This window comes from Blastopirellula sp. J2-11 (assembly GCF_024584705.1).
Lineage (GTDB): Bacteria > Planctomycetota > Planctomycetia > Pirellulales > Pirellulaceae > Blastopirellula.
In genome coordinates, this window is sequence record NZ_CP097384.1 from 6,061,345 (window position 1) to 6,083,708 (window position 22,364).

The 22,364-nt window shown below is 53.8% G+C and carries 17 protein-coding genes; 7 read left to right on the forward strand and 10 right to left on the reverse strand.

All coding sequences use genetic code 11. The annotated features are described in order from the left end of the window. Nucleotides 1–41 precede the first annotated feature (41 nt). Nucleotides 42–929, reverse strand: coding sequence for a M28 family metallopeptidase (locus M4951_RS24070; protein ID WP_262024141.1), 888 nt, complete (start codon nt 927–929; stop codon nt 42–44). Between the two features lie 183 nt (nt 930–1,112). On the opposite strand from M4951_RS24070, the gene M4951_RS24075 reads away from it, so the two are divergent. After that, nucleotides 1,113–2,345 (forward strand): hypothetical protein, encoded by a 1,233-nt coding sequence (locus M4951_RS24075; RefSeq protein ID WP_262024142.1) that lies wholly within the window; start codon nt 1,113–1,115, stop codon nt 2,343–2,345. Here M4951_RS24075 and M4951_RS24080 read toward each other — a convergent pair. From M4951_RS24080 to M4951_RS24110, 7 genes are all read right to left on the reverse strand, one after another. Beyond that, nucleotides 2,342–3,940, reverse strand: coding sequence for an arylsulfatase (locus M4951_RS24080; protein ID WP_262024143.1), 1,599 nt, complete (start codon nt 3,938–3,940; stop codon nt 2,342–2,344). The two genes, M4951_RS24075 and M4951_RS24080, sit on opposite strands and share 4 nt — an antisense overlap. Nucleotides 3,941–4,313: 373 nt before the next feature. After that, nucleotides 4,314–5,666, reverse strand: coding sequence for a hypothetical protein (locus tag M4951_RS24085; RefSeq protein ID WP_262024144.1), 1,353 nt, complete (start codon nt 5,664–5,666; stop codon nt 4,314–4,316). A 65-nt stretch (nt 5,667–5,731) separates the two neighbouring features. After that, nucleotides 5,732–6,613 carry a TIM barrel protein gene (locus tag M4951_RS24090; RefSeq protein WP_262024145.1) on the reverse strand — a complete coding sequence of 294 codons (882 nt, stop codon included), beginning with the start codon at nt 6,611–6,613 and terminating at the stop codon, nt 5,732–5,734. 407 nt (nt 6,614–7,020) lie between these two features. Continuing rightward, a complete protein-coding gene (locus M4951_RS24095) occupies nt 7,021–7,461 on the reverse strand; it encodes a hypothetical protein (RefSeq protein WP_262024146.1) in 441 nt (146 codons plus the stop codon). A 95-nt stretch (nt 7,462–7,556) separates the two neighbouring features. Beyond that, nucleotides 7,557–8,582 carry a DUF1559 domain-containing protein gene (locus M4951_RS24100; RefSeq protein ID WP_262024147.1) on the reverse strand — a complete coding sequence of 342 codons (1,026 nt, stop codon included), beginning with the start codon at nt 8,580–8,582 and terminating at the stop codon, nt 7,557–7,559. A 623-nt stretch (nt 8,583–9,205) separates the two neighbouring features. After that, nucleotides 9,206–10,570 carry a sulfatase gene (locus M4951_RS24105; protein WP_262024148.1) on the reverse strand — a complete coding sequence of 455 codons (1,365 nt, stop codon included), beginning with the start codon at nt 10,568–10,570 and terminating at the stop codon, nt 9,206–9,208. 101 nt (nt 10,571–10,671) lie between these two features. Further along, nucleotides 10,672–10,965 (reverse strand): Dabb family protein, encoded by a 294-nt coding sequence (locus M4951_RS24110; RefSeq protein WP_262024149.1) that lies wholly within the window; start codon nt 10,963–10,965, stop codon nt 10,672–10,674. Between the two features lie 436 nt (nt 10,966–11,401). On the opposite strand from M4951_RS24110, the gene M4951_RS24115 reads away from it, so the two are divergent. Beyond that, the gene (locus M4951_RS24115) at nt 11,402–12,685 is read left to right on the forward strand and encodes a hypothetical protein (RefSeq protein ID WP_262024150.1); all 1,284 of its coding nucleotides are present in this window, start codon (nt 11,402–11,404) and stop codon (nt 12,683–12,685) included. A gap of 34 nt (nt 12,686–12,719) precedes the next feature. Here the strand turns inward: M4951_RS24115 and M4951_RS24120 are convergent, their stop codons facing one another. Next, nucleotides 12,720–14,210 (reverse strand): DUF1501 domain-containing protein, encoded by a 1,491-nt coding sequence (locus M4951_RS24120; RefSeq protein WP_262024151.1) that lies wholly within the window; start codon nt 14,208–14,210, stop codon nt 12,720–12,722. A 26-nt stretch (nt 14,211–14,236) separates the two neighbouring features. Then, on the reverse strand, nt 14,237–16,669 hold the full coding sequence (locus M4951_RS24125; protein ID WP_262024152.1) for a PSD1 and planctomycete cytochrome C domain-containing protein: 2,433 nt from the start codon (nt 16,667–16,669) through the stop codon (nt 14,237–14,239). A 400-nt stretch (nt 16,670–17,069) separates the two neighbouring features. Here M4951_RS24125 and M4951_RS24130 point away from each other — a divergent pair, with 400 nt between their 5' ends. The 5 genes from M4951_RS24130 (at nt 17,070) to M4951_RS24150 (ending at nt 22,344) form a co-directional block, all read left to right on the forward strand. Then, entirely contained in the window at nt 17,070–18,077 is a 1,008-nt protein-coding gene (locus M4951_RS24130) for a DUF1559 domain-containing protein (RefSeq protein ID WP_262024153.1), read from the forward strand. Nucleotides 18,078–18,312: 235 nt separating this feature from the next. Further along, a complete protein-coding gene (locus tag M4951_RS24135; protein ID WP_262024154.1) occupies nt 18,313–19,323 on the forward strand; it encodes an alpha/beta hydrolase family protein in 1,011 nt (336 codons plus the stop codon). Nucleotides 19,324–19,504: 181 nt separating this feature from the next. Next, nucleotides 19,505–19,951: a carboxypeptidase-like regulatory domain-containing protein gene (locus tag M4951_RS24140; protein ID WP_262024155.1), complete on the forward strand. Its 447-nt coding sequence runs from the start codon at nt 19,505–19,507 to the stop codon at nt 19,949–19,951. A 168-nt stretch (nt 19,952–20,119) separates the two neighbouring features. After that, nucleotides 20,120–20,725: a sigma-70 family RNA polymerase sigma factor gene (locus M4951_RS24145; RefSeq protein WP_262024156.1), complete on the forward strand. Its 606-nt coding sequence runs from the start codon at nt 20,120–20,122 to the stop codon at nt 20,723–20,725. Between the two features lie 44 nt (nt 20,726–20,769). Then, nucleotides 20,770–22,344, forward strand: a complete 1,575-nt coding sequence (locus M4951_RS24150) for a FecR domain-containing protein (RefSeq protein ID WP_262024157.1) — start codon at nt 20,770–20,772, stop codon at nt 22,342–22,344. The last annotated feature ends 20 nt before the right edge of the window (nt 22,345–22,364 follow it).

The following is a 22,364-nucleotide window of genomic DNA, read 5'->3' on the forward strand; positions in this document are numbered from 1 at the left end:
CCTACCAGCAAGAGCGGCATCAAAAAACATCGATGCGTGACCTACCCCAGTAACCGCTTTACGGCGGCGGCGACTCCCAGCGTCACCTCGGTCATGCGGTCGTAGTCGAGCGTGTCTGGGGTATCGGTCGGTTGGTGGTAGTGTGGGTTTCGCAAGAAGCTGGTGTCAGTCAGCATCAGGGCTGGGTAGTTTTGATCCCAAAACGAACTGTTGTCGCTGCGGCGGATTTCGCGAACGCGCTCAGGCAGGTTGAGCGACCAGAGCGGGAGCTGCGATCCTTGCTTGAAACCGCGGCGGAAGTTCCAGTTCAAACTCCACGAGCGGAGGTTGCCGACCGCGGCCAGGAAGTTGCCGGTCGTGGGAAAGAGGGGGTGAAAGATTTTGGGGATCGTCTCGGGGATCTGCTGCGAGTGGGGATCGTCCCGAAAGTAGCCGACCATTTCGAGACAAAGCATGCCGATGATCTGCTCGTTTTGCTTGCGCGCTTCGCGCGCATGATGCTGGCTTCCCATCGCTCCCAAGTTGAAAAAGGGCGCCTCTTCACAGGCGAACGCGACGCAGCGCAGGGTTCTTTGACCCTGATGTTCCGCCAAGATCCGCGCGACTTCTAACATGACCGCAACGGCCGACGCGTTGTCATCCGCGCCGGGCGTGGTGGGTGTCGAATCGTAATGTGCGCCTAGCAGCACGATTTGCTCAGGGCGTTTCGAGCCGCGGGTTTCGACGATGAGGTTGGTCGCTTGAGCTTCGAGCGCGTCGTACGACTGCTGCTGCACTTCGTATCCGCTGGCGGTCCACTGCTGCGTGATGTAGGCGATCGTCGCTTCGATCGCCGCCGGATGATGAAGGGTCCGAATACCGATCAGCCCGGCGAGACAATCGACGTGCTTTACCAGATGTTCGCGAATCTCCGTAGAATCGATCGTCATGCAATTTCCTATCGCGGCGCGAAAAAATCAGTCACAGGCAAATCATTATCCACCTAGCGAATTGCCGCGGCGACTACTTTTCCTTTTTTTTGTCTGGTTGGCGACGGATTGACGCGTTGTAGAAACTAGGTGGTCCGCCGCCAAGTAAGTTGCTTGTCTATCACGTCTTCCTGTGAGAACGCCATGCCCCGTTATCAAAACGTACTGTTGTCGGCCGCCTGCTTGCTGTTTCTGTTCGTCACACGTGCGCCTGCCGCCGAAATTCCAAACGCCGAGAAAATATTAACTGCGGGAGAATTGACCGCCGGGAAAGCGGCGTTCGAAAAATATATCGAGCAAAATCCAGACGACGATCGTGAGCGATTTGGTTTGGGAGTCGTACAGTTTGTCAGCGCGGTCGAGACGATGTCGCAGTCATTTTATGATTGCGGCGTACGCGATCATCGCGGCCAACTGCCGTTTTTGCGAATTGTCAGCGCCGAGAACCCCGATCCCCAACCAACCAGCTATCAGGATGTTCGCAACATCTTGCAACGTTTTATCGACGATTTGAAGCAGACCGAGCGAACGCTGGCCAAGGTGAGCGATCCCGAAGTGAAGTTGCCGCTTCCGTTGTTTCAAATTCGATTGGATTTGAACGGGGACGGCGAGACGGCCGAGCAAGAGACGTTAGGCGCAGTCGCGGCCCAGTTGCGGTTGGCGCAAGTTCAAACGGCGAATCCGGAAGCGATTGTCGTCGCCTTTGACTACGCCGACTGTCTCTGGCTGCGCGGTTACTGCCATCTGCTGAGCGGGATCGCCGAAACTTATCTGGCGTACGACATGGAAGAAATGCACAAGCGAGTCGGGTATCTCTTTTTTGAAAAGATCGATTCGCCGCACGCGTATCTCGCGGATGCGAAACAGCTGTTTAGGATCGGCGGAGACGTCGATATCGCTGACTTAATCGCCTTCATCCACTTGATCAATTTTCGGGTGAAAGATGCGGACCGAATGCAGGCCGCACACGCCCACTTTTTGCAAGTAATCGCGCTTAGTCGCCGCACGTGGGATGCGATCCAGGCGGAAGATGACGACGATCGTGAATGGATCCCGGGGACAAAGCAAAGTTCGGCCGTTTCGACCATAAAGATGACGCCGAAAATGCTGAAAGGTTGGCGCCAATTTCTGGACGAGTCAGAAGCGATCCTGCAGGGAGAAAAGTTGGTTCGCCATCCGCGGATCACCGACGGGCGCGCGATCAACATGAAGAAGGTCTTCTTCGAGCCGCGCGAGTTTGACCTGGTAATGTGGATCCACGGCAGCAATGCGACGCCGTTTTTGGAAAAAGGACCGATGACGGAAGTGAGATTCTGGAACCGCTTGAACGAAACCTATGGCGGTGATTTTTACAATTTCGCCATCTGGTTTAATTAGCGGTTATTCAACTTCGGATAGACGCCGACGCGTTTCGCCCAGGCGTTCCACTGCTGCGAAAGCTCGCGCACCTTTTCAGGATGTTCAGTCGCCAGATTATGCGTCTCAGTCCGATCGGCGACGATGTTGTACAACTCCCATTTGGCCGGTTGAACGCCGCGCGGCGGAGCAACTCCGCGGCCGACCAGTTTCCAATCGCCGGCGCGAATCGACGCGTTCGATTCATGCTCGATACAGATCGGCTGTTGCCGATCGAGCGGTTCGCCCTGCATCGCCGGTCGTAACGAAACGCCGTCGAGCGCCGGAATCACGTTGCCTTGGCGCTTGGCCGGATAGGTCGCTTCAGCAACATCCAAGATGGTGGGCATCACATCGATCAACTGGGCAGGCTCTGCGCACCAAGCGTCGCGAGCGGCGATCTTGGCGGGCCAACGCATAAAAAAGGGAGTCGCCGTTCCCCCTTCATGATTGAAATGCTTGTAGAGTCGAAACGGCGTATTGCTGGCGTTGGCCCAGGCTTCGCCATAGCTGTTGCTATTCTCGAGATTCCTTTTTTCCGCATTCACAAATTCGCCTCTGCCGAGCACTCCTCCCTCTTGGCAGCCGCCGTTGTCGGAGAGAAAGAAGATCAGCGTATTGTCGTCGACGCCTGATTCTTTTAGATGCTTCATCAGCCGTCCGATGTTTTGATCGATACGATCAATCATCGCCGCGTAAACGGCCATCTTCAGATCCATCTCGTCTTGCTTGGCGGGGTCCAACTGATCCCACGCAGGAACCTGCGGCGTTCGCGGCGATAGTTCGCAATCAGCGGCGATCAGGCCTAGCTTTTTTTGCCTCTCAAAACGTTGTTCGCGCAGCTTGTCCCAGCCCAATTTGTACTTGCCGCGGTATTTGGCGATATCCTCTTCAAAGGCTTGCAGCGGCCAGTGAGGCGCGGTGTAAGCGAGATAGAGGAACATCGGACGCTGCTGACCGGCCTGCTCTTCCTGCAAAAAGCGAATCGCATAGTCCGTAAACGCGTCGGTTGTATAGAACGCTTCGTCGGTGGTGCTTTCAGGATTGGGAACGCGCTCATTGCCGAACGTCATGCCGCGATCCCCTTCAGGATAAAAGTGGCGCGTCGCGCCAGAGATGCAGCCGAAATATTTTTCAAACCCGCGCTGCAGCGGCCAGCGGCTTGGATCGTTGTATCCCAAATGCCATTTGCCAGACATCAGCGTTGCATAACCCTGCTGTTTCAGCGCTTCGGCGATCGTGACGCAGTCGTGATTGAGAAAGCCTTGATAGGCGGGCGGTTTGCCGGCGCCATACTCTTTGTTCGGTGATTCGGTCATGTGGCCGATGCCGGTCTGATGCGGATAGAGTCCGGTCATCAAGGTCGCCCGGGTCGGACAACAGCGACCGTTGTTATAGAACTGCGAGAACCGCACGCCGCTATGAGCCAGCGCATCGATGTTGGGCGTAGCGATCTCGCCGCCGTGATAACCAAGATCAGAAAACCCCATGTCATCGACCATGATCAAAATGATATGGGGGCGATCGCTCGGCTCGGCTTGCAGCTGATTGGCGTCAAGTAACGGTGCGAAGAGCATAGCGCACATTGCCAAAGTGAGCAGTGCTCTTTTGCATCGCAGAGGACGTGGGAAGGCGCCGCTGCAGTCGAGCGTTCTCGACGTAGGCGTTGAATTGGCAAGGAACTGGATCATGTTGACTTCCCATTTCTTGATCGCGAGAGCACTGCAATCGTTACGACTTCACGCTTCGCCACATGGGGGGGCGTTTGCCGCGCATAAAAAAACCAAGAGACCACGGTCGTTGAACCGAATGTCGATCCCTTGGCGACGACGAACCGAATTCGGTTCCTCTCTTTAGTTTCTTCTCTCCTCTTTCCACTGTCAATTCTCGCCGGCAAGCTGCATAGCGCAAGTTACCGGCTTCAAACTGACGGACGAGTTGGACCGTCGCTCATTCTTTGACAACAACATCCAGACGCTTTTTCAGTCTTCCATATTTATTTTCGCCGATCAGCCAAACCTGCGTGCTTCCCTGGTGCTGAATTGCGTCTGCGGGAATAACCACTTTGCCATTTTTTCGATCTTCTTCCGTCAAGAACACGTAGTTTCTTCCGTACATGTTCTGGTTGCTCCAGATATGCACAGCGGCAATCTCTAAATTGGCGGAAGAAAAATGGAGTTCCCAAGGCTCATGAATCCGAATTTCTTCGTCAGGCAATGCAAAATCGAGATCGCACACCGAAAACTCGCAAGCTTGACTCCGCGAGCCGTCTCCCAGTTCGCAGTAGGCGGCGTAGTCGCCGCAGGTAGAAAAGGACCGCTCAAGGACGCCTGTTCCGGGATCAGTAATCGTCTCCACAACGGTATCACCACGCTTTATGATCAGGGATTTAACTTGCTGTGAGTCTTTATCCATGATGTTGAACTTCACAACTTGGTCCTTGTTGTAGGGGACCCAGTCGCCTAGATCCAAAAGCAGAACGCGATTGATCTGCGGAGACGCCGAATCTTCTTCGAAGTTGGGAAAACGAAATGAATCGGCTCTGTTTTCGCCATGCCAGGCGTCCAAGTCGGTAATGCGATACAGTTTGTTATTCCTCGAAGCCAGGTGCGAATTGAATTTTGCTGCGCTGCGATTCGTGTTTTGCGTGGTCTGTGGTCGGCTTTCCTCGACGCGAACATGCGAGACTTGGCCCTCGCTGTTCATGGTGACTTCGGTAACAATCGCGATGTGAGACCCAGCTCCTACGGACTTCGGCGGCGTGTAAATAAAGTCTCCCACTTGTGTCGCCTGAGCCGATTGCGGTTCGACAAGCGTGACGCCGTTACGCGACTCTGGGCCGCACAGACGGCTGACATATGGGAATCCGCATTGCAAGGCATAGCTAGTATAGGTAGAGCAGACCTTGCCATAGTAGCACTCCGCATTGCTTACCTTGCCTTTGAGGTTCTTGGTGTAGACCACGCTTTGCGGATTCTGAACGGCCGCCAAGAAGGTTTTCAGATAGATATCAAAGCCGATATCTCGTCCGACGGACTTCACGCTCGAATAAGGAACTCCGGTATACTCCGTTCCTACTTTAAAGTAGCCTCCTCTTGTCGGCATTCCTTCCGCCACCGGCGACCATTTTACCCCTGACATAATTCGGGCGTTTTGGACGGCCTTTTGACGCCAAGAATCTGAATCTTCGCTCTTCGCGTTTTCTTGATTCGTCTCTCCCCAAGCAGGCAAGCACAACAAGCCTGTCAGCATCGTAGCGAGGAAAAGCGTGCATAATCGGCAATCAAACATGCGTCGGATCATCGGCGACTCCTGATAGTGAAAGATTCGATGTCAACGAGAATCATGGACCTGCTTCGCTCTCTGCACTACGTGCGATAAGCACAGGCAACCTTTTCAAAAAATTCCGCCGATTTCGCATGGGTCTGAATCGGCTCGTTGGGATCGCGCTCCCATTCGATGCTGAAATAGGGTTTCGGGATGTCGCTTCGCTTGACCTCCGCCAGAATTGCGGCGACGCGTCCTTCGCCTTCTCCCCAAATCACGTCTTTCGCACCAAGAACGCCGAACTGATTCAAGTCCTTGAGATGAAACGTCTTCACCCGCGGGCCAATCTTCTGGAGCATTTCGACCGGATCGAGTCCAGAGCGGCACCAATGTCCCGTATCGCAGCAAAACCCCATTCGATCAGAGCGCATCTCCAGTGCGGCAAGACCGATTTCAGGATTCCAGTAGCGCGAAGGTTTCGGATGGTTGTGCAATGCGAAATCGACCTTGTACTTCTCGGTGAGTTCTTCAATCGTGTCCATCAAGTCCAGCGGAGGTTCGCCAACGATCACTTCCATATCCATCTCTGAGGCGAAGTCAAACATGGCTTTCGTTGATTCTGGATTCTCCAGTTTGCTGTAGATGCCGATGATTTTGACGCCCAGGTCCGCGGCTTTCTTCTTTAAGTCCTGCTTCAATGTCGCCGAAAGCTCGGCCGTAGGCCGCGCATGGGGATTGTCCGGACTCAGTGGTTGCCAGGCAAACAACTCCGCGTAGTGAAGTCCCGTCGCGGCGGTCTTCTCCAAAGCTTCAAACACGCTAACCGTGCGGAAGGAATAAGTCGCAAACCCGACGCGCCAGTTCAGTGCGTTGGCGCACGGAAGACCGCTCACCAGCGCATCTGCGGCATGAAGATGGGCACTGCCCAGACCGGCCAGAGCGCCGGCGGCTGAACTATGCTGGAGAAATCGGCGTCTCGTCATCGATTGCATACGGATACCTCACGGGTTTTGTGTTGCGGCTTCGCCTAGAGCGGTTTCCTGCTAGCTGACCCATTTTGATTTTCCCACGATTGAAAGTGAAGACGGTGCTGCGCGGCACGTATCGACATCAGCCGCACGGCGTTAGCCGCGGTTTTTGTTTCCAATTTTCCGTCGACAAAGAGTTCCTGTCAGAAACCGCGGCTAACGCCGTGCGGCTGATTTTGGGGGAGAAGCTAGACGACAGGGGACTCTTTGTTCAGCTTGCTGAAAAGCGCTCTAGCCCGGTGACTTGCGATAGGCCTGCCAAGCGCTTTCCGTTTGGGATCGACCGAAATGATGGTTCGTCCGATCTCCTTTTCACCAATTCTCAATGGATCCTTCGGTTATGAAACGTGGTCCTCTATGGGTCATTCACTGGTTAACGCATACTTAAATTTGTTCGGCCCTGCTGCGGTGACCTCAGCCGTGAATGTCGACTCTTTGTCGTACCGCTCAGGAAGTGTGGGGATTTTGGTTTTCGACGTAGAGTCATATTGATACTTCTGGATCCGGACAAGATAAGTTCCGGGAGGAGCATGAGTTTGGAATCGGCCGTTTTTCACGTACGCAAAAAACCATTCATCCGTGTCCGTCTTGTCGGCCAGCGTGCTCGAAATGAATGCGACATCTCCAGCGTCGAGCGATTCGCCATCCAAGGTGACTTGTCCCTGGACGGGCAGTTGTCCTGGCAAAGGTTGAAGTCCGCTTTCACTCTGGCAGCCTGTCAACACTCCCAGGAAAATTAGCGAAACGAACTTATAGGTTTGCAAGCACGTCGCCGTGCAATCGAACGATTTTTTGATGAGCATAACTCCCTTTCATGGTTCAGCCCCAGAACACGCTTTTGCTGTGCGTGAAAAAAGAAGCCGACATTAGTGCGGGCTTCTGATTTGCAAGGGAATGCTCAGAACGATGGGACAGTCTCGCCGCCAGAGCGCGTGCCCAAAGCGTGGTAAAGATCGAGATCAATCGTGTTTCCGACAAATCGTATGGAACCGTCCACCGCTCCCAAATTGACGCCGCCGGTATGTGCACTACGCGCCGCGAGACGAGCGGTGTAGCCCGTTTTGTTCACTTGCCCGGAACAAGGAACCGCTAAATCGGTTCTTACGCAATTGTAGATCCGGTCTGGATCCGCCGTATTGGGAGGGGACATGGTCGAAAACCAAGTGGTGGGCCCATCCGTATTCCAGAGATATCCTCGAAAGTCTGATCCGTCTGGATAGCCGACGGAGGGATCGTCTTCAACCAAACGTATTTCACCAAGCATGATCGTGTTGGTCGTTCCGTCGGTAACATCTCGGATGCGCGTTTTGGACAATGCGTAGAACATGCCATTCAAGCGAGTGGCCGTAGCGTCATTTTCGCCTGTCGGGGAATCTGCGGCCTTGAGTCGCGTGCCGGTTGATCCTTGGCAGGTAACATAGTTGCTAAAAATACGATCCGACAAAGAGCCGCTTGTTGTCAGGCCGAGCGACTTGCTCCCATTTGGGTCGCTAGGACATTTGAACGATGGAAGTTCCGTCTTCGCCCCGGGCCAATTCGTCGGCGATCCCGAGGGATTGTAGTCCGACGCGGTTCCGATCAGATAAGGCCTTATCTGATCGTAAAGGGCCGAGTGCTCGATAAATGGCAAAAGTAACGGCAGCCAGCCAATTCGACCGCCAGGACCGGGGTTGGGCGGAGCTCCAAGATCAGAATAAACTTCCGCACACTTCCCTGGAGGGAAAACGGTATGCGTGGCAAAGTAATTGTGCATCGCCAAGCCGATCTGCTTCATTTGATTCGTGCATTGCATTCTTCTCGCCGCCTCTCTGGCTTGCTGGACTGCCGGCAGCAGAAGTGCGATAAGAACGCCGATAATAGCAATCACCACAAGCAACTCAATCAACGTAAATCCCTGCGAATCATGATTACTGCGAATTGACATTGCGAAAACCTTCCAAAAGATAAGGACATATAAGCCATATAGGATAATGAGTTCATGATGTGCCTGATCGGGGCAAAATTGACATCGTCTTGATTGTGCAAGAGAGCATAAGGGGAACAAATCGCCGTTTCTTGTGACTATGCTTCCGTCTCTCCTTTGCAAACGTTTGATGAAATAGCTATTGATGATAGAGATATGTATATAGAAGTGGCGTCGCTAAAATCATGGAGCTTTCCAGGCGGCGCTGCATCCTATTCGATGATTGAATTGGGGCGTTCGCTTTCTGCCTTTCAATAATTTCCACTTGGGGATGAGCCTACCGATGAGAATCTTCGATTGTAGATTGAGAAGAATTTGTCGAGCTTTGACAGGAAGGCTTTGCGGTTTGCAGCAACCTTCCCCACAGTGTACCAACACCATTGGGGTCGTCAAGAGAAATTGAATCTCAGGATTTTTCGCCAACGACGCCAGCATTAAAGAACGTAATATGCGAACTAAACGTCAGGCTCGAAAGGCTTTACACGATGCTTTATCGCCAGAGATTGGGTCGATGAATTTGGCCAATCACCACCACGCTCCGTTATCACCAAGTCCAGAATTAGCGTCGCGCTTCTGGCCCTGAATCATTTTCGAGTCGTCTCTCGCAACCGTTTTTGCAAATGCTGCAGAGCTTCGCCATAAGAGGGCTTGCCGCTTACATTCTGATTTTCATCGGGATCCGTTTCATGGTCATAAAGCATTTCACCGAGCTGTTTTCCATCAACGCGGCTGTATTGGGTATAGCGATATTGGGCGGAACGGATCGTATCGCCTTGCCCATATCGACCGACTGCGATTGCATTGGCGTCTTCGGTCGAACCATTTAATAGCGGCACAAGACTAGAGCCCTGCAAATGTTCGGGGAGGGGCAGGCCAGCCAATTCGCATAAGGTTGGATAGAGGGCGATCGATTCAACCGGCTGGACGATGCGCAGCGCCGCTCGTTGCTTGGAAAGCCGGACCAGCAGAGGAATCCGCATGGAAGTTTCATAGCAACTATGTTTGCACCAAAGCGTATGCTCGCCCAGGTTCCAACCGTGGTCCGACCACAATACGACGATGGTCTTGTCCGAGAGATCTAGACGTTCGAGTTCGTGAAGCACCTGCCCGACTAATGCGTCGATATAACTGACGCAGGCAAAATAGCCATGAATTAAACTTCGGGCCGTCTCATCATCGACCGCGCCTTTTCGCGGGATGTTTGAATAACGCCGCATTTCTCCCCAATTGTGAAGCGAAATTCGGGGAGCGCCTCGCGGAGCGGAGGCGTTCTCCGAGAGAGCGATTGCCTCTCGTGGATACAGGTCCCAGTACTTTTTCGGCGCATTGAAAGGAAGGTGCGGCTTGAAGAAACCGACTGCGAGAAAAAACGGTTCCTGTCGCTGGGCGAGTCGCCGCAGTTCCGCTGTCGCCTTGATTGCCGTTTGCCCATCCAGATAGGCGTCATCAGCCACATCAGCCGCTTCCCAGGCGGGGCCGCGATTGCGTGGCTCTTGTGCTCCACGCTTTCGATGTAGCAGTTGATTCTCCGGCTCCGCGTACCAAGGCCACTTTTCGTCGTTCAAACGCCACGGCTGCGTACTCCATCCTGCAGCGCTGTCGTCTGCGTCATTGAAGATTTTTCCTAACGAAACCGTATGGTAGCCGTGGTTCTTAAACCAAGCGTTCATGGTGACAATCCCCGGAGCCTCTTCATCCGCTCGGGCTGTCCAGGAAGTGAAACGTTGCGGCGTTGGGCGAATTCCCGTGAGCATGCTTGCTCGCGAAGCCCCGCAAACGGAAACCATGCAATAGGCTCGCTCGAATAGCGCGCTTTGACTCGCCAACTTATCGATATTTGGAGAGTGGATCTGTTCTTGCCCATAACAATTCAGTTCAGGGCGTAGGTCATCGACTGAAATGAACAGCACATTCGGACGCTCTTCCCCCAAGGCCGACCGGAAAGTCATGACGAGTCCGTAGAAAAACAAAGCCGCTACGATCAACGTCCTTTGCAGATGACACGCCATTTCGCTCCCTCCAAAATTGAGGTTGAAACCCTGGAAGAGCATTAATCCAGCGGCAAAAAATCGACCTCTTGGAAATCCTCGACATGTTTTAACCAATAGTTTTTCACAAACGCTTCGTGCATCGGATGCGAACTATAGTGATCGTACGTCGCCTGACTATCGAACTTCATCGTGATTCCGAACGAATGCGCGCATTTCGGACTGACCTGGCGACGGATGGCGAACTCTTGCACCCCAGGGATGTTCGCCAGTTCGCTGGCGACCTGCATAAAGTCGCTGACGATCTGCGGCTCTAGGCTCGGTTTCAGTCGAAACGTAACCGTATGCTCGATCACGGAATTTCCTTGCTTCGATATTGGGCTGCCGAGGCTAGTCGCGCAGTCGCCGCTCGGTCGTACCGAGTCTAGCCGTTACTGAAGCTCCCAGAATATTCGGCGTCCCTTTGTGAGTGGGGACGGCGCATTCCAATGCCGTGACATAGCATCTCGCCGCGAAAAGCGACCAATCGCCATGGCAACAATGTACCAACACAAATGGCGACTTCAACCAAAAATCTTGACACCAGCCAGAGGCGCGACTTCAAAAACGTGGAAGCTCGCGCGGGAGGCGAAAAATTGGCTGCACGTCAGGTGATCCCTTGTAATATATCGCTGTTGGAATAAAAGTAACTTGCCCTTTGACTAGAATGAGAAGGGGCTGATTTTCCCATCCAGCGCATGTGAGAAGGTCCAACTCTCCATCCCTGCCGAACAACGCGAAAGAGCAAGTCGCATGAGCACTCCTATTTCTCGTCGCCGAGCATTACAAATTATCGGCGCCGCCGCTTCGCTTCCCTCCGCCAGTCGATGTGGCGCTGCAGAATCAAAAGAGAAGTTGCCCCCGGTTCGCGCCATTACGCAAGGCCCGCTTCACCATTGGTTTGGCTACTACGACAAGCTAGAGTTCGATCCGACGAATCGGTACGTCTTGTCGAACGAAGTTGCGTTTGAGCACCGCACGCCTCACGCCGACGATGTGATTCGTGTCGGCATGGTTGATACGCAAGCGGATGACAAGTGGATTCGCTTAGGCGATAGCCGAGCGTGGGGATGGCAACAAGGTTGCATGCTGCAGTGGCGTCCAAATTCGGCATCGGAAGTTGTCTGGAACGATCGCGAGGGGGACCAACACGTCTGCCGTATCTTGGATGTCCATACGCGCGAACTCAAAACATTACCTCGGCCAATTTACGCGCTCAGCGGCGACGGCAAATGGGCGATCACAGCCGACTTTTCGCGAATCCAGCGGATGCGGCCAGGCTATGGGTACGTTGGTTTGAACGACCCCTGTTCTCAACAGCGTGCGCCGGAAGACTCCGGCATCTGGAAAATGAATATGGATACGGGGGAATCCCACCTCATTTTCTCCTTGGCCGATGCGGCGAGTATCGATCACCAGGGCAAATCGCTCCGCGACAAATGGAACTATTTCAATCACTTGCTTGTCAGTCCCGACAGTTCGCGTCTGATCGTCTTGCATCGCTGGCGAGACAGCACCGGCGACGGCCCCGATGCGGAGCCAACAGGACGTTTCACCACACGGATGTTTACCGTAGGCATGGATGGAAGCGAGCGATACATTTTGGACCCGTCCGGCGAAACGTCCCACTTCGTTTGGCGTGACAACAACCACATTTGCGCCTGGACAAAACCGGCAGGCAAACCGGCCGCTTTCTATCTATTGCGGGACCAAACCCAAGAACTGCAGGTGGTTGGAGAAGGCGTGATGACCGTGAACGGACACAACACTTATCTACCTAATACCGACAACGAGTGGATACTCAACGATACCTACCCCAGCAAAAAAAATCGTGAGCAGAATCCCTACTTGTACCACGTCCCCTCCGGTCGTCGCGAATGGCTAGGACATTTCCATTCGCCTCCGCAGTACACAGGCGAGTGGCGCTGCGACACCCATCCCCGCAGCAGCAACGATGGCAGATCGGTGGTCATCGACTCACCCCACACCGGCAGCCGCCAACTTCATCAAATCGATGTGAGTGAAATTGTCGGTTAACGGCGACGCTGGGTTCGCTGCTTTGCGACAGGGGTCAGGAAATGATCTCTTGGACGACTCGGCCGGCGACATCGGTTAAACGGAAATCACGCCCCTGGACACGATGGGTCAGGCGCGTGTGATCAAGGCCAAAGAGATGCAGAACGGTTGCGTGCAGGTCATGTACGTGAACCGGATTCTGTTGGACGCTCCAGCCAATTTCGTCCGATTCGCCAAAGATGCAACCCGGCTTGATCCCGCCGCCGGCCATGAGAACGGTGAAAGCGCCAGGATGGTGATCACGTCCTGTGACCTTCTTGTAGCCTGGTCTATTTTCTCCCAAGGGAGTTCGACCAAACTCCGACCCGATGATCACCAACGTATCTTCCAGCAAGCCGCGCTGTTTTAGATCTTTAATCAGCGCCGCAATCGGTTGATCGGCCATCTCGCAGTTGTGCGCCAATTCGGGATCCAATCGTGAGTGATGATCCCACGAAGAATGAATGACGTTCACGGTGCGGACTCCGCGTTCGATCATCCGCCGCGCGAGCAGGCAGTTGTAAGCGAAGGCACGAAACAATCCTTTGCCTCCTCGATTACTTTTGATCTTGGGTTCGTCCCGATCAAAGCCATACATGTCGAGCGTCGCTTGCGTTTCCCCGGACAAATCGGTCAGTTCCGGCGTCGACGACTGAAGTCGAAATGCGAGTTCGTACGCTTTGATGCGACTAGCAAGTTCGGAGTCGCCGGTGTCGGCGGTTCGCAACCGATTCAGATTGTTGATGAAGTCCACTGACGACTTCTGCAACTGCGGCGTAATTCCGGCTGGATTCCGAATGTTGTTGACGGTTTCACCTTCGTTTCCAAACAAAACGCCTGAGTAAGACGAGGGCAGAAATCCGCTCGACCAACTCGCCGAGCCGCCGGGGATGCCTCGACCGGTGGTCACCAGCGAAACGTAAGCCGGAAGATCTTGCGATTCGCTCCCGAGTCCATAACAGAGCCATGACCCCAGGCTGGGTCGCCCGGCGATTGCCGAGCCGCAATTCATCAGCAGTTGGGCCGGCACATGATTGAACTGATCCGAATGGACCGAACGAATCATGCAAAGGTCATCGGCGCACGTCGCCAAATGGGGCAGCAAATCAGAAAAATCCATGCCGCACTCGCCATGCTTCGCAAACTTTCGCGGGGTTCCCATGATGCGGGCGGTTTCTTTTTGGAGAAACGCAAACTGCATATTCTTGAGCAGCGACTCGGGCAACGGCTGGCCATCAAGCCGGTTCAAAGTTGGCTTGGGATCGTAGAGGTCCATCTGACTCGGACCTCCCTCTAGATAGATGTAGATGCAATGTTTGGCGCGCGCGGCGAAATGCGGCTTTCTCGCAGCCAGCGGATCCGAATCGAGCCGAGGAGACGAATCCTGAGCGAGACCTTCGGTTTTCAACAGGTCCGCCATCGTAACGGCGCCGACTCCCCACAACGATTGGAAGAGAAAATTACGTCGCGAAAGCTGGCAAGCGGATTGAAGTTGATTGAGGTCCATGAGTTCCCATCGGGGCTGGAAAGAGTTTATTCGCGCGTGATGAATTCATCCAGGTTCATCAGGCTGCGTACAAAGAGTACGCGTGCGGCTTGCTGCTGCAGACTCCGTTTGGGGACCGGCTGATTGACGATCGCTTGGAGCGCCGACGTGTCGGATTTTTCGAGGGAATGCAACAGATCTGCATGAAACGCTTGCGCCAGTCTCATTTCATCCGGAGAAGGAGAACGCGAGAGAGTGCGTTGAAATGCGAGCTGAATCCAAGCGTCTCCTTGATCGAGGTCAGGCTGGGAAACCAGATTTCCTAGCTGCTGAGCACACTCAAAAAATACGGGGTCGTTAAGCAGCGCCAAAGATTGCAAGGGAGAGTTGGAGAACTCTCGTGACGGACAGGACGAGGTAGAGTCGGGACTGTCAAACGTCGTCAACATCGGAAACGGAGTGGCGCGGCGAAAGAGAATGTAAAGTCCTCGCCGGTACTGCTCGTCCCCTTTGCTGACATCCCAGCCCTGATTGCGACTGATCGAAGTCAGGCGTTTGTTCATCGGCGGCCGAATGCTAGGACCGCCGATTTTTGGATTGAGCAGCCCACTGGACGAGAGAGCAAGGTCGCGAATGATTTCCCCTTCCAAGCGACAACGAAATTGTCTGCCTAACAAAAGATTATCCGGATCGCGTTTTTGCAGTTGATCCGTCATTTGCGAGCTTTGCTGATAAGTCGCAGAGAGGACAATCTGCTTGATCAGCGCTTTCCTGCTCCAGTCGTTCTTCACCAACTCACTCGCCAACCAGTCGAGCAGTTCTGGGTGCGTGGGAGGATCGCCGGCGACGCCCAAATTTTCTTCCGTGCGGAACAAGCCTTCCTGAAACAAATGTTGCCAAAGATGATTCGCGGCTGTTCGCGAAGTCAAAGGATGCTTGGGGTCGACCAGCCAGCGCGCCAAGTCGAGTCGATCGGCGACTTCGTGTCGCTGTTCCAGCGGAGGCAAAAATTGCGGCGTCGCAGGATAGACCCGTTGCGTCGGCTGCCTGAAATCTCCGCGATAGTGGATGTGCGTCTTCCGTGGTTTCGAAGACTCCTGCATCGCCTGAGCGATCATCTCGACCGGTTCTGGCCTCTGGCTGGTCAGCGATTCGTATTCGGTTAACAGCTCATTGGTATCGGTTTGCAAATCGGCCAACCAATGTTCGAGCGCTTCTTTTTCACTCTCCGTACGACGACTGGTCGGCTTGGAGAGGGTAACCAAAAACTGGTCGAGCAAAGCGCTTTGAGCAGGACCGAGCAGCTCTTCCTGGTGACGAATGCGGTTGGCGATTTTTTGCAGCTGTTGTTCCCGTTTTTCAATTACCGCAGGCTTTTCCGACTTTCCGTCGCGATAACCGAGCACCAGCTTCTTGGGCTCCAGGTTATTGAAGAACGCGTATAGCTGATAGAACTCTTGATGCGTGATCGGATCAAATTTGTGCGTATGGCATTCCGCACAACCAACCGTTAAGCCCAGCCAGATGGTTCCAACCGTACTTAGTCGATCCACGGTCTGAATAACGCGATCCGCTTCTTTGTCGACGCCTGCTTCCGTATTCTTCATCGCGTTGCTGTGGAAGCCGGTCGCGATCTGCTGCGACATCGTCGAATCATCAAGCAAATCCCCGGCGATCTGCTCGATCGTGAATTCGTCGTACGGCAGATCGTTGTTGATCGCCGTGATTACCCAATCGCGATAGCGCCAAGCGTCTGGCCGCAGCTCGTCTCCCAAATAGCCATTGCTGTCGGCGTATCGAGCCAGGTCCAGCCAATGCCGACCCCAACGCTCTCCAAAGTGCTCGGATGCAAGCAGCTCATCCACGATGCGCTCGTAAGCCTGATCGCTGGGGTCTTTGACAAAGCGCTGAACCGCTTCGAAGGGGGGAGGGAGCCCAATTAAATCAAGATACAGTCGCCGGATCAATGTTTGCGGTGAAGCTTGCGGACTTGGCGACATGCCTGCGGACTGGAGTCGGGCAAGGACGAAATGATCGATCTCGTTGCGCGGCCAATCGTCGCCGCCAACGTTTGGCAATTCAGGACGTTGCACGGTTTGGAAGGACCAATGTTCGGCGTAGGGAGCGCCATCTTCGACCCAACGCTTCAGGATTTCTTTCTCTTGGGTGGTCAAAGATTTTCCGGTCTCCGGCGGCGGCATTTGCGAAAATTCGTCACTAGTGAACACGCGCTGGATCAGCTCACTCTCGTCGGAAGAACCGGGAACAATGGCGGCGACCCCGCTATCAAGCGCACGGATTGCATCCTTACGAACATCGAGACGGAGACCGGCTTCACGAACTTCCGTGTCGGGACCATGACACGCGAAACAACGCGCCGAGAGAATCGGCAGAACCTCTTGAGCAAAATCAGGCGGCTCCGCCGCGGCAGTGCAAACCGGCAGCGACAGAACCAGCAGTAAAGCAATTCGAAATACCATGGGCATTGTTATTTCAGCATTACTTGGGAGACGGCAAGAGCCAAAGTGGCCTTCGCGGCCGCAAAGGCAAAGTAGGCGGGTTACTCCTAGTCGTTCCTCCACACCGGTTGTTCATGGCGCAATCTTCGAAAACTTTTGCTGCAACCCATTCCATCGAGCCATTTAGACCCGCACTAAGGGAGGAAGTTTTCCTGTCAGAGCAAACATCAGCCGATTTTAGTATGTAAATCTAATCCCCGGTTAATTTCTCAAAAAAAGGGGATTTCTGATTTTCTGCCATGAACTCGCAAGTTTTTCGACGACCAATGGACGGATGAGGTGTTGATACCATCTCACCTGCCGGCGTTGATCCAGCGCTCTTTTCATACCACCTTTTCTGTTCTTTTCTCGAGGAATACGCATGTCTCGCAGCAAATCTAGGGGCCGTTCCGGATTTACTCTGGTCGAACTGCTCGTCGTCATCGCCATCATCGGCGTCTTGATCGCACTACTCCTACCGGCGGTCCAGCAAGCGCGCGAAGCCGCGAGACGTATGTCTTGCCAAAACAATCTCAAGCAAATCGCGCTGGGATTGCACAACTACCATGACACGTATTTGTCGTTCCCGATTGGTTCGCGGCATTCCTCGGGTAATCTAGCGGACCCCGGTTTTGGCGTCTCTTGGTGGTTAGGAATGCTCCCCTTCATCGAGCAAGGAAATCTCTCCGATCAATTGACGGTTGTCGGTAACCATCCAGGCAGCCTATCGAGCGGCGGTGGCGGCGCTTATGACGGGCATTCCGTTAACGGTCCCATTGTGAACGACAAGGAAATCACCGCGATGATCTGCCCTTCGAGTCCCTTGCAGGCGGTCCGAAGTTCTGGCTATACGTACACAATCACTTGCCCCCAATACACGGGCATCTCCGGCGCAGCCAATGACATGCTCGGGTTTTCGGCGAATTCTACGACCCGCGAATGGGTCGGCTACCAAAGCGGCGTCGCTTCTATCGGCGGGATGCTGACTCCTCTCAAAGCAGTGAAGATGCGCGATGCGACGGATGGGCTGTCCAATACGATCATCGTAGGAGAGCAATCCGATTTTGTCGCGGACACGAGCGGCAACAAAACCGCCACGATCAATAACCATCAAGGATTCATGTGCGGAATCAATAAAACCGCATTTGGATTCAGCGAAAGAACTTTCAACACCACGACGATCATGTATCCGATCAACGGCTCCACGCTCGCACTTACCGGCGTCAAAAATAATGACGGCCTCAACAATGGGATTTTCTCGGCGCATCCAGGCGGAGCCCAAGTAGCGGTCAGCGATGGCTCCGTTCGCTTCCTCAGCGAAAACCTCAATCTCACGACGCTCAAGCTACTTGCAACACGAGATGATGGGAAAGTGTTAGGCAGTTTTTAGTACGCACAGACTTCCTGCTTTTTCAGTTGAGGGGCGAGTGAGCGCCCCTTTTCTGACACGCTTTCCACGCATCATCCGCTCGACCATACGCGGCGATTCCCTACGCTTCTCCACCTTTGATAACTCAATATTGACTGGTGCTTTCATGCTATTTGGCGCTGCTCACCCGCGCAGACGACACCATCGTTTCTTTGTTTGTTTTGCACTATTTTTGGGCAGCGGATGCGGCGTCAGCATGACGCCCAACGCTTTGATGACTTTGCCAGAAAAATCAGAGGACCCGACGCCGGAAGAGTTGCAACGAACCGCCGACAACTTGTATGTCGAAGCGAAATTTGACAGTTCTTTTGACGGCACTGCGCAACCGTTGCGATATGCATTGCCTGAAATGCAAACCGAGGGCGCTCGACCTGTACTGATTTTTCTTCACTCTTGGAGCAGCGACTATCGGCTTCATAAACAAGCTTGGCTGGACGAAACGCTGGAGCGGGGCTGGATATTTGTCGAACCCAATTTCCGCGGTCCCAACAATGATCCGCTGGCCTGCGGCTCACCAGCCGCTCGCGCGGATATTTTGGACAGCGTTGATTTTGCAATTCGAAAACTTGGTGCAGATCCGCAACGCATCTATTTGGCGGGCGCTTCCGGGGGTGGTCACATGGCGATGTTAATGGCATCGCGCCATCCTGAGCGGTTTACGGCAGTTTCGACTTGGGTGGGGATTAGTGATCTGACGCAGTGGTATCAAGACCATTGCGTCGATGGCGAACCGAAACGATACGCGCAAATGATCGCCAAAAGCTGCGGCGGATCTCCGGGCGAGAGCGCAGAGGTAGATGCGGAATATTACGAAAGGTCCCCCATTCACTGGATCACGCAATTGGGCGACTTACCGCTCGACATCGCCGCCGGAGTTCATGACGGGCAGACAGGAGCGGTCCCTTTCCAACACTCGGTTCGACTGTTTAACAAATTTGCCGCGAGCAGAAATGCCGACCTCGTGAGCGAAATCGAAATGCAACAACTTTGGGATCATGCCGAGCTCGATGTTCCTCTGCCGCAGGATACGCTCGTCGATTCCGACTATGGTCGAGACATCAAAATGCGACGACAGGCAGGCCCCGCTCGTCTCACGATTTTTGAAGGTGGTCATGAAGGACTCGCCCAAGCTGCTTGCGGTTGGTTAGAGCAATTCGAGAGAACGACACAACCATCCTTTGTTGCCGTTACATCGGTCGCAGAGTGAACCTCATCCGGACAGATGAAAGCAATTATTCGGTTCGAGTTTATTTGGAAAGTTCGAGTGGAGCATGTCCCGAAGCTGTTGGTGTTGACGACTGACGCGCATGCTCCAGTTCATCCGTGACGCAACTTGCCAAGCAGACTCTATATCAGTATTCCTTCCTTTGAAAACTGGATACGACCCCATGTATGCGAGTCGCTTTGTTTATTTATTCCTTTTGGCGGGCGCGACCGTCTCCGGATTGGTCGGATGCGGTCACAAGTCAAATCTTCCCGGAGAAACCGGTGTCGTTCGCGGTCGCGTGATTTATGGATCTGGGACGATTCCTGAAGGTTCTTCGATCGTGATGTTGCATGTAAAAACCGGCATTCCGGCAACAGGGCTAACCGACGCATCAGGAAAGTTCGCCATGGAAATGCGAAATGGTTCCGATATTCTTGTCGGTGACTATGTCGTTAATATTAAACCGCCGGGAGAAATTGGAGACGAAGTCTTCGTGATTTCGCCGGCAACGGTTCCGGACGATTGGAACAAAGTTCCGAAAAAATACTGGAACGTGAAGACGAGCGGCGAGACGTTCGTCGTCGATCCAGGCGATAACTTTTACGAATTCACGCTTACCGACAAGTAACGAGCAGCAATCCATGCCATCGCTCCAATGGAGAAAATGGACAGGCACGCTCTGGTTGTTGATTCGTTTTGAAATAGTATTGTTGGTGCAAGCGGCGAACTTTTAATACTGAACGGTAACACGCTGATTTTTGATCTTCTTGCGCCAGAAGTCCTCGAAAGGGAGATCATGTCAGAGTTCTACTCGTCTTTGGGCGTCAAGGTGACGGGATTGAACCGAGAAGTCGACGAATTTGATAAGGATCTGGACGCTCGTGAAACTAACATGCGACTGGACTTTGAACAGCTGCTGCAAGCCAATCGCGACAAAATCATGCTTTACCTGACGGCGCTCGTCAACAACATCGCCGATGCCGAGGATCTCTGCCAACGTATCAGCATTGTGATGTGGAAAAAGTTTGTCGACTATGATCACTCCCGTAGTTTTCTTTCCTGGGCCTGCGGCGTCGCGCGCCTGGAAGCCTACAATTTTCGCCGAGCAAGAGCTGCCGACCGCCTGTTAGCGCGGACCGATCTGCAGCAACTTCTGGCGATTTCGTTAGAGAATTTTGACCAAGAGGCGGCCGAACAGCGACTAGCGGCGCTGCGAAAATGTTTGCAATCGCTGCCCGAGTTAGAGCAATCTTTTCTGCGGCAGATTTATTGGGAAGGACGTTCTTCCGACTCGATTGCTGACGAACTCGGTTGTTCGACAAGAACTTTTTATAACCGCATGTACTTGCTCCGCCGCCGACTCTCAAAATGCGTTTCCCGACGTTTGCGAACCGATTCATAGTATGCCATACGGCGCTGGCGAAAATTTCCCGAAGAGAGCCCAATATGAGCCATCCTGACCTCCATCGAATTTTGCCGCTCGTCGAAGCGAGCCTGGCGGGGCAATTGACGCCGCAGCAAAAAGATGATCTGGAGAATGCGCTGGCGGAATCGGAAGAAGTCCGCATCGCCTATCTGCAGGCGATGAGCATGCATTTGGATCTCGATCAACTAAGTCGAACCGACGAGGATGTGCCCACGACGACGAATATCGCACATCGGTTGTCGCAGCCATCGCCCCAAAGAGGGAAACGCAGGTTCATCGCAGCGAGTCTGGCCGCCTGCTTGCTAGCCGGCTTGTTCGGCGTTTACTTCTTCACACTGAAGGCCAACGAGTCGCAAATCTCGACTCCACTAGGCCAAGTTGAAGACACGTCTCCTGTGATCGTGGAGGTCGCCAGCGCCGTGATCTTCGGGGAAGGTGGTGCTCCTAGTCCGGGACAGCGCATCACCATTGGCCGCAAGTACATCCTGACACAAGGCTATCTAGCGATCCGCTTTCATTCCGGCGCTCGCGCCGTACTGCAGGCTCCCTCCGTATTTTCCGCGATGGGAAAAGAGAATCTGCTGGTTCGCTCCGGTCAATGCTCCGTGTTCGCGCCGCCTGGCGCCGAAGGTTTTCAGCTCCAGAGTCCCTCGGCGGAAATCGTGGACTTGGGAACCAGGTTTGTCGTCAATGTGGCCGAGACCGGCGAGACCCAGCTCTCCGTCATCGAGGGGGAAGCAACGATGTCGGCCCTCGAAAATCCTCAATCCAAGCCGATCATGCATCTTCATGTTGGAGACGCCGCCCAGGTCGATCCGGGATCCCCGCCTCGTCGCCTGAAAGCTGCCAGCGGATCGCTGGCCTATCGAGAAAAGCTGCCCGATCGCGTCGTGAGCTATGAAGCGACGATGATTGATTCATTGGCGAACGAACTGCTCAGTATTACGATTCAGCGCGACGGCGTGATCGGCGTCTATGAGCGCAAAGATCTCGTGCGAGCCGGCGTCGTCGAGTTTTCGGGAAGGATCGATGCGGCCACCTTTTGCACGCGAATGGGAGATTCCCTTCCGGAAGGGAAAGCGCGACTTTCGCTTCTCGACGGGGACTTTAGCTTGGTGACCGGCATCATCAATCCGGTGAGCAGCGAAACGCAGCCGGTTTGCATGGCCGTTGAATTTGAAGAGCCGATCATCAATGCTCCAGGACCGGACATCGTGCTTTTTGATCTGCAGTTGCTTGTCTATGATCCCGACGGTGACAAGGTTCACCTTCGGTCTGGTGATGACCGTTTGTTACGCCCTGAGCTGATGATCGAAAAGTTTGATATCGGGCTCAACTCACCTTCCGCACTTGATCTATTGCCGCATTGCACCTATCTCTCGTTGGAGCGTACGACATCGGTCGATGATCTCGTCAACAAGCAATTCATGCATGGGCGACAGGTCAATATTGATTCACGAGCTCTGGCGGTGGGCGTCGATTTGAGCAGTCTGGGATATCAAGAGGGAGAATCGTTAAAGCGGCTCGAATTCTTGCATCCGACCAATGGAGTGGATCCGGTCTTGATTGTCGGATTACGTTCCCTGAATCCGTAACGTTACGTTCGTTTCGCAGT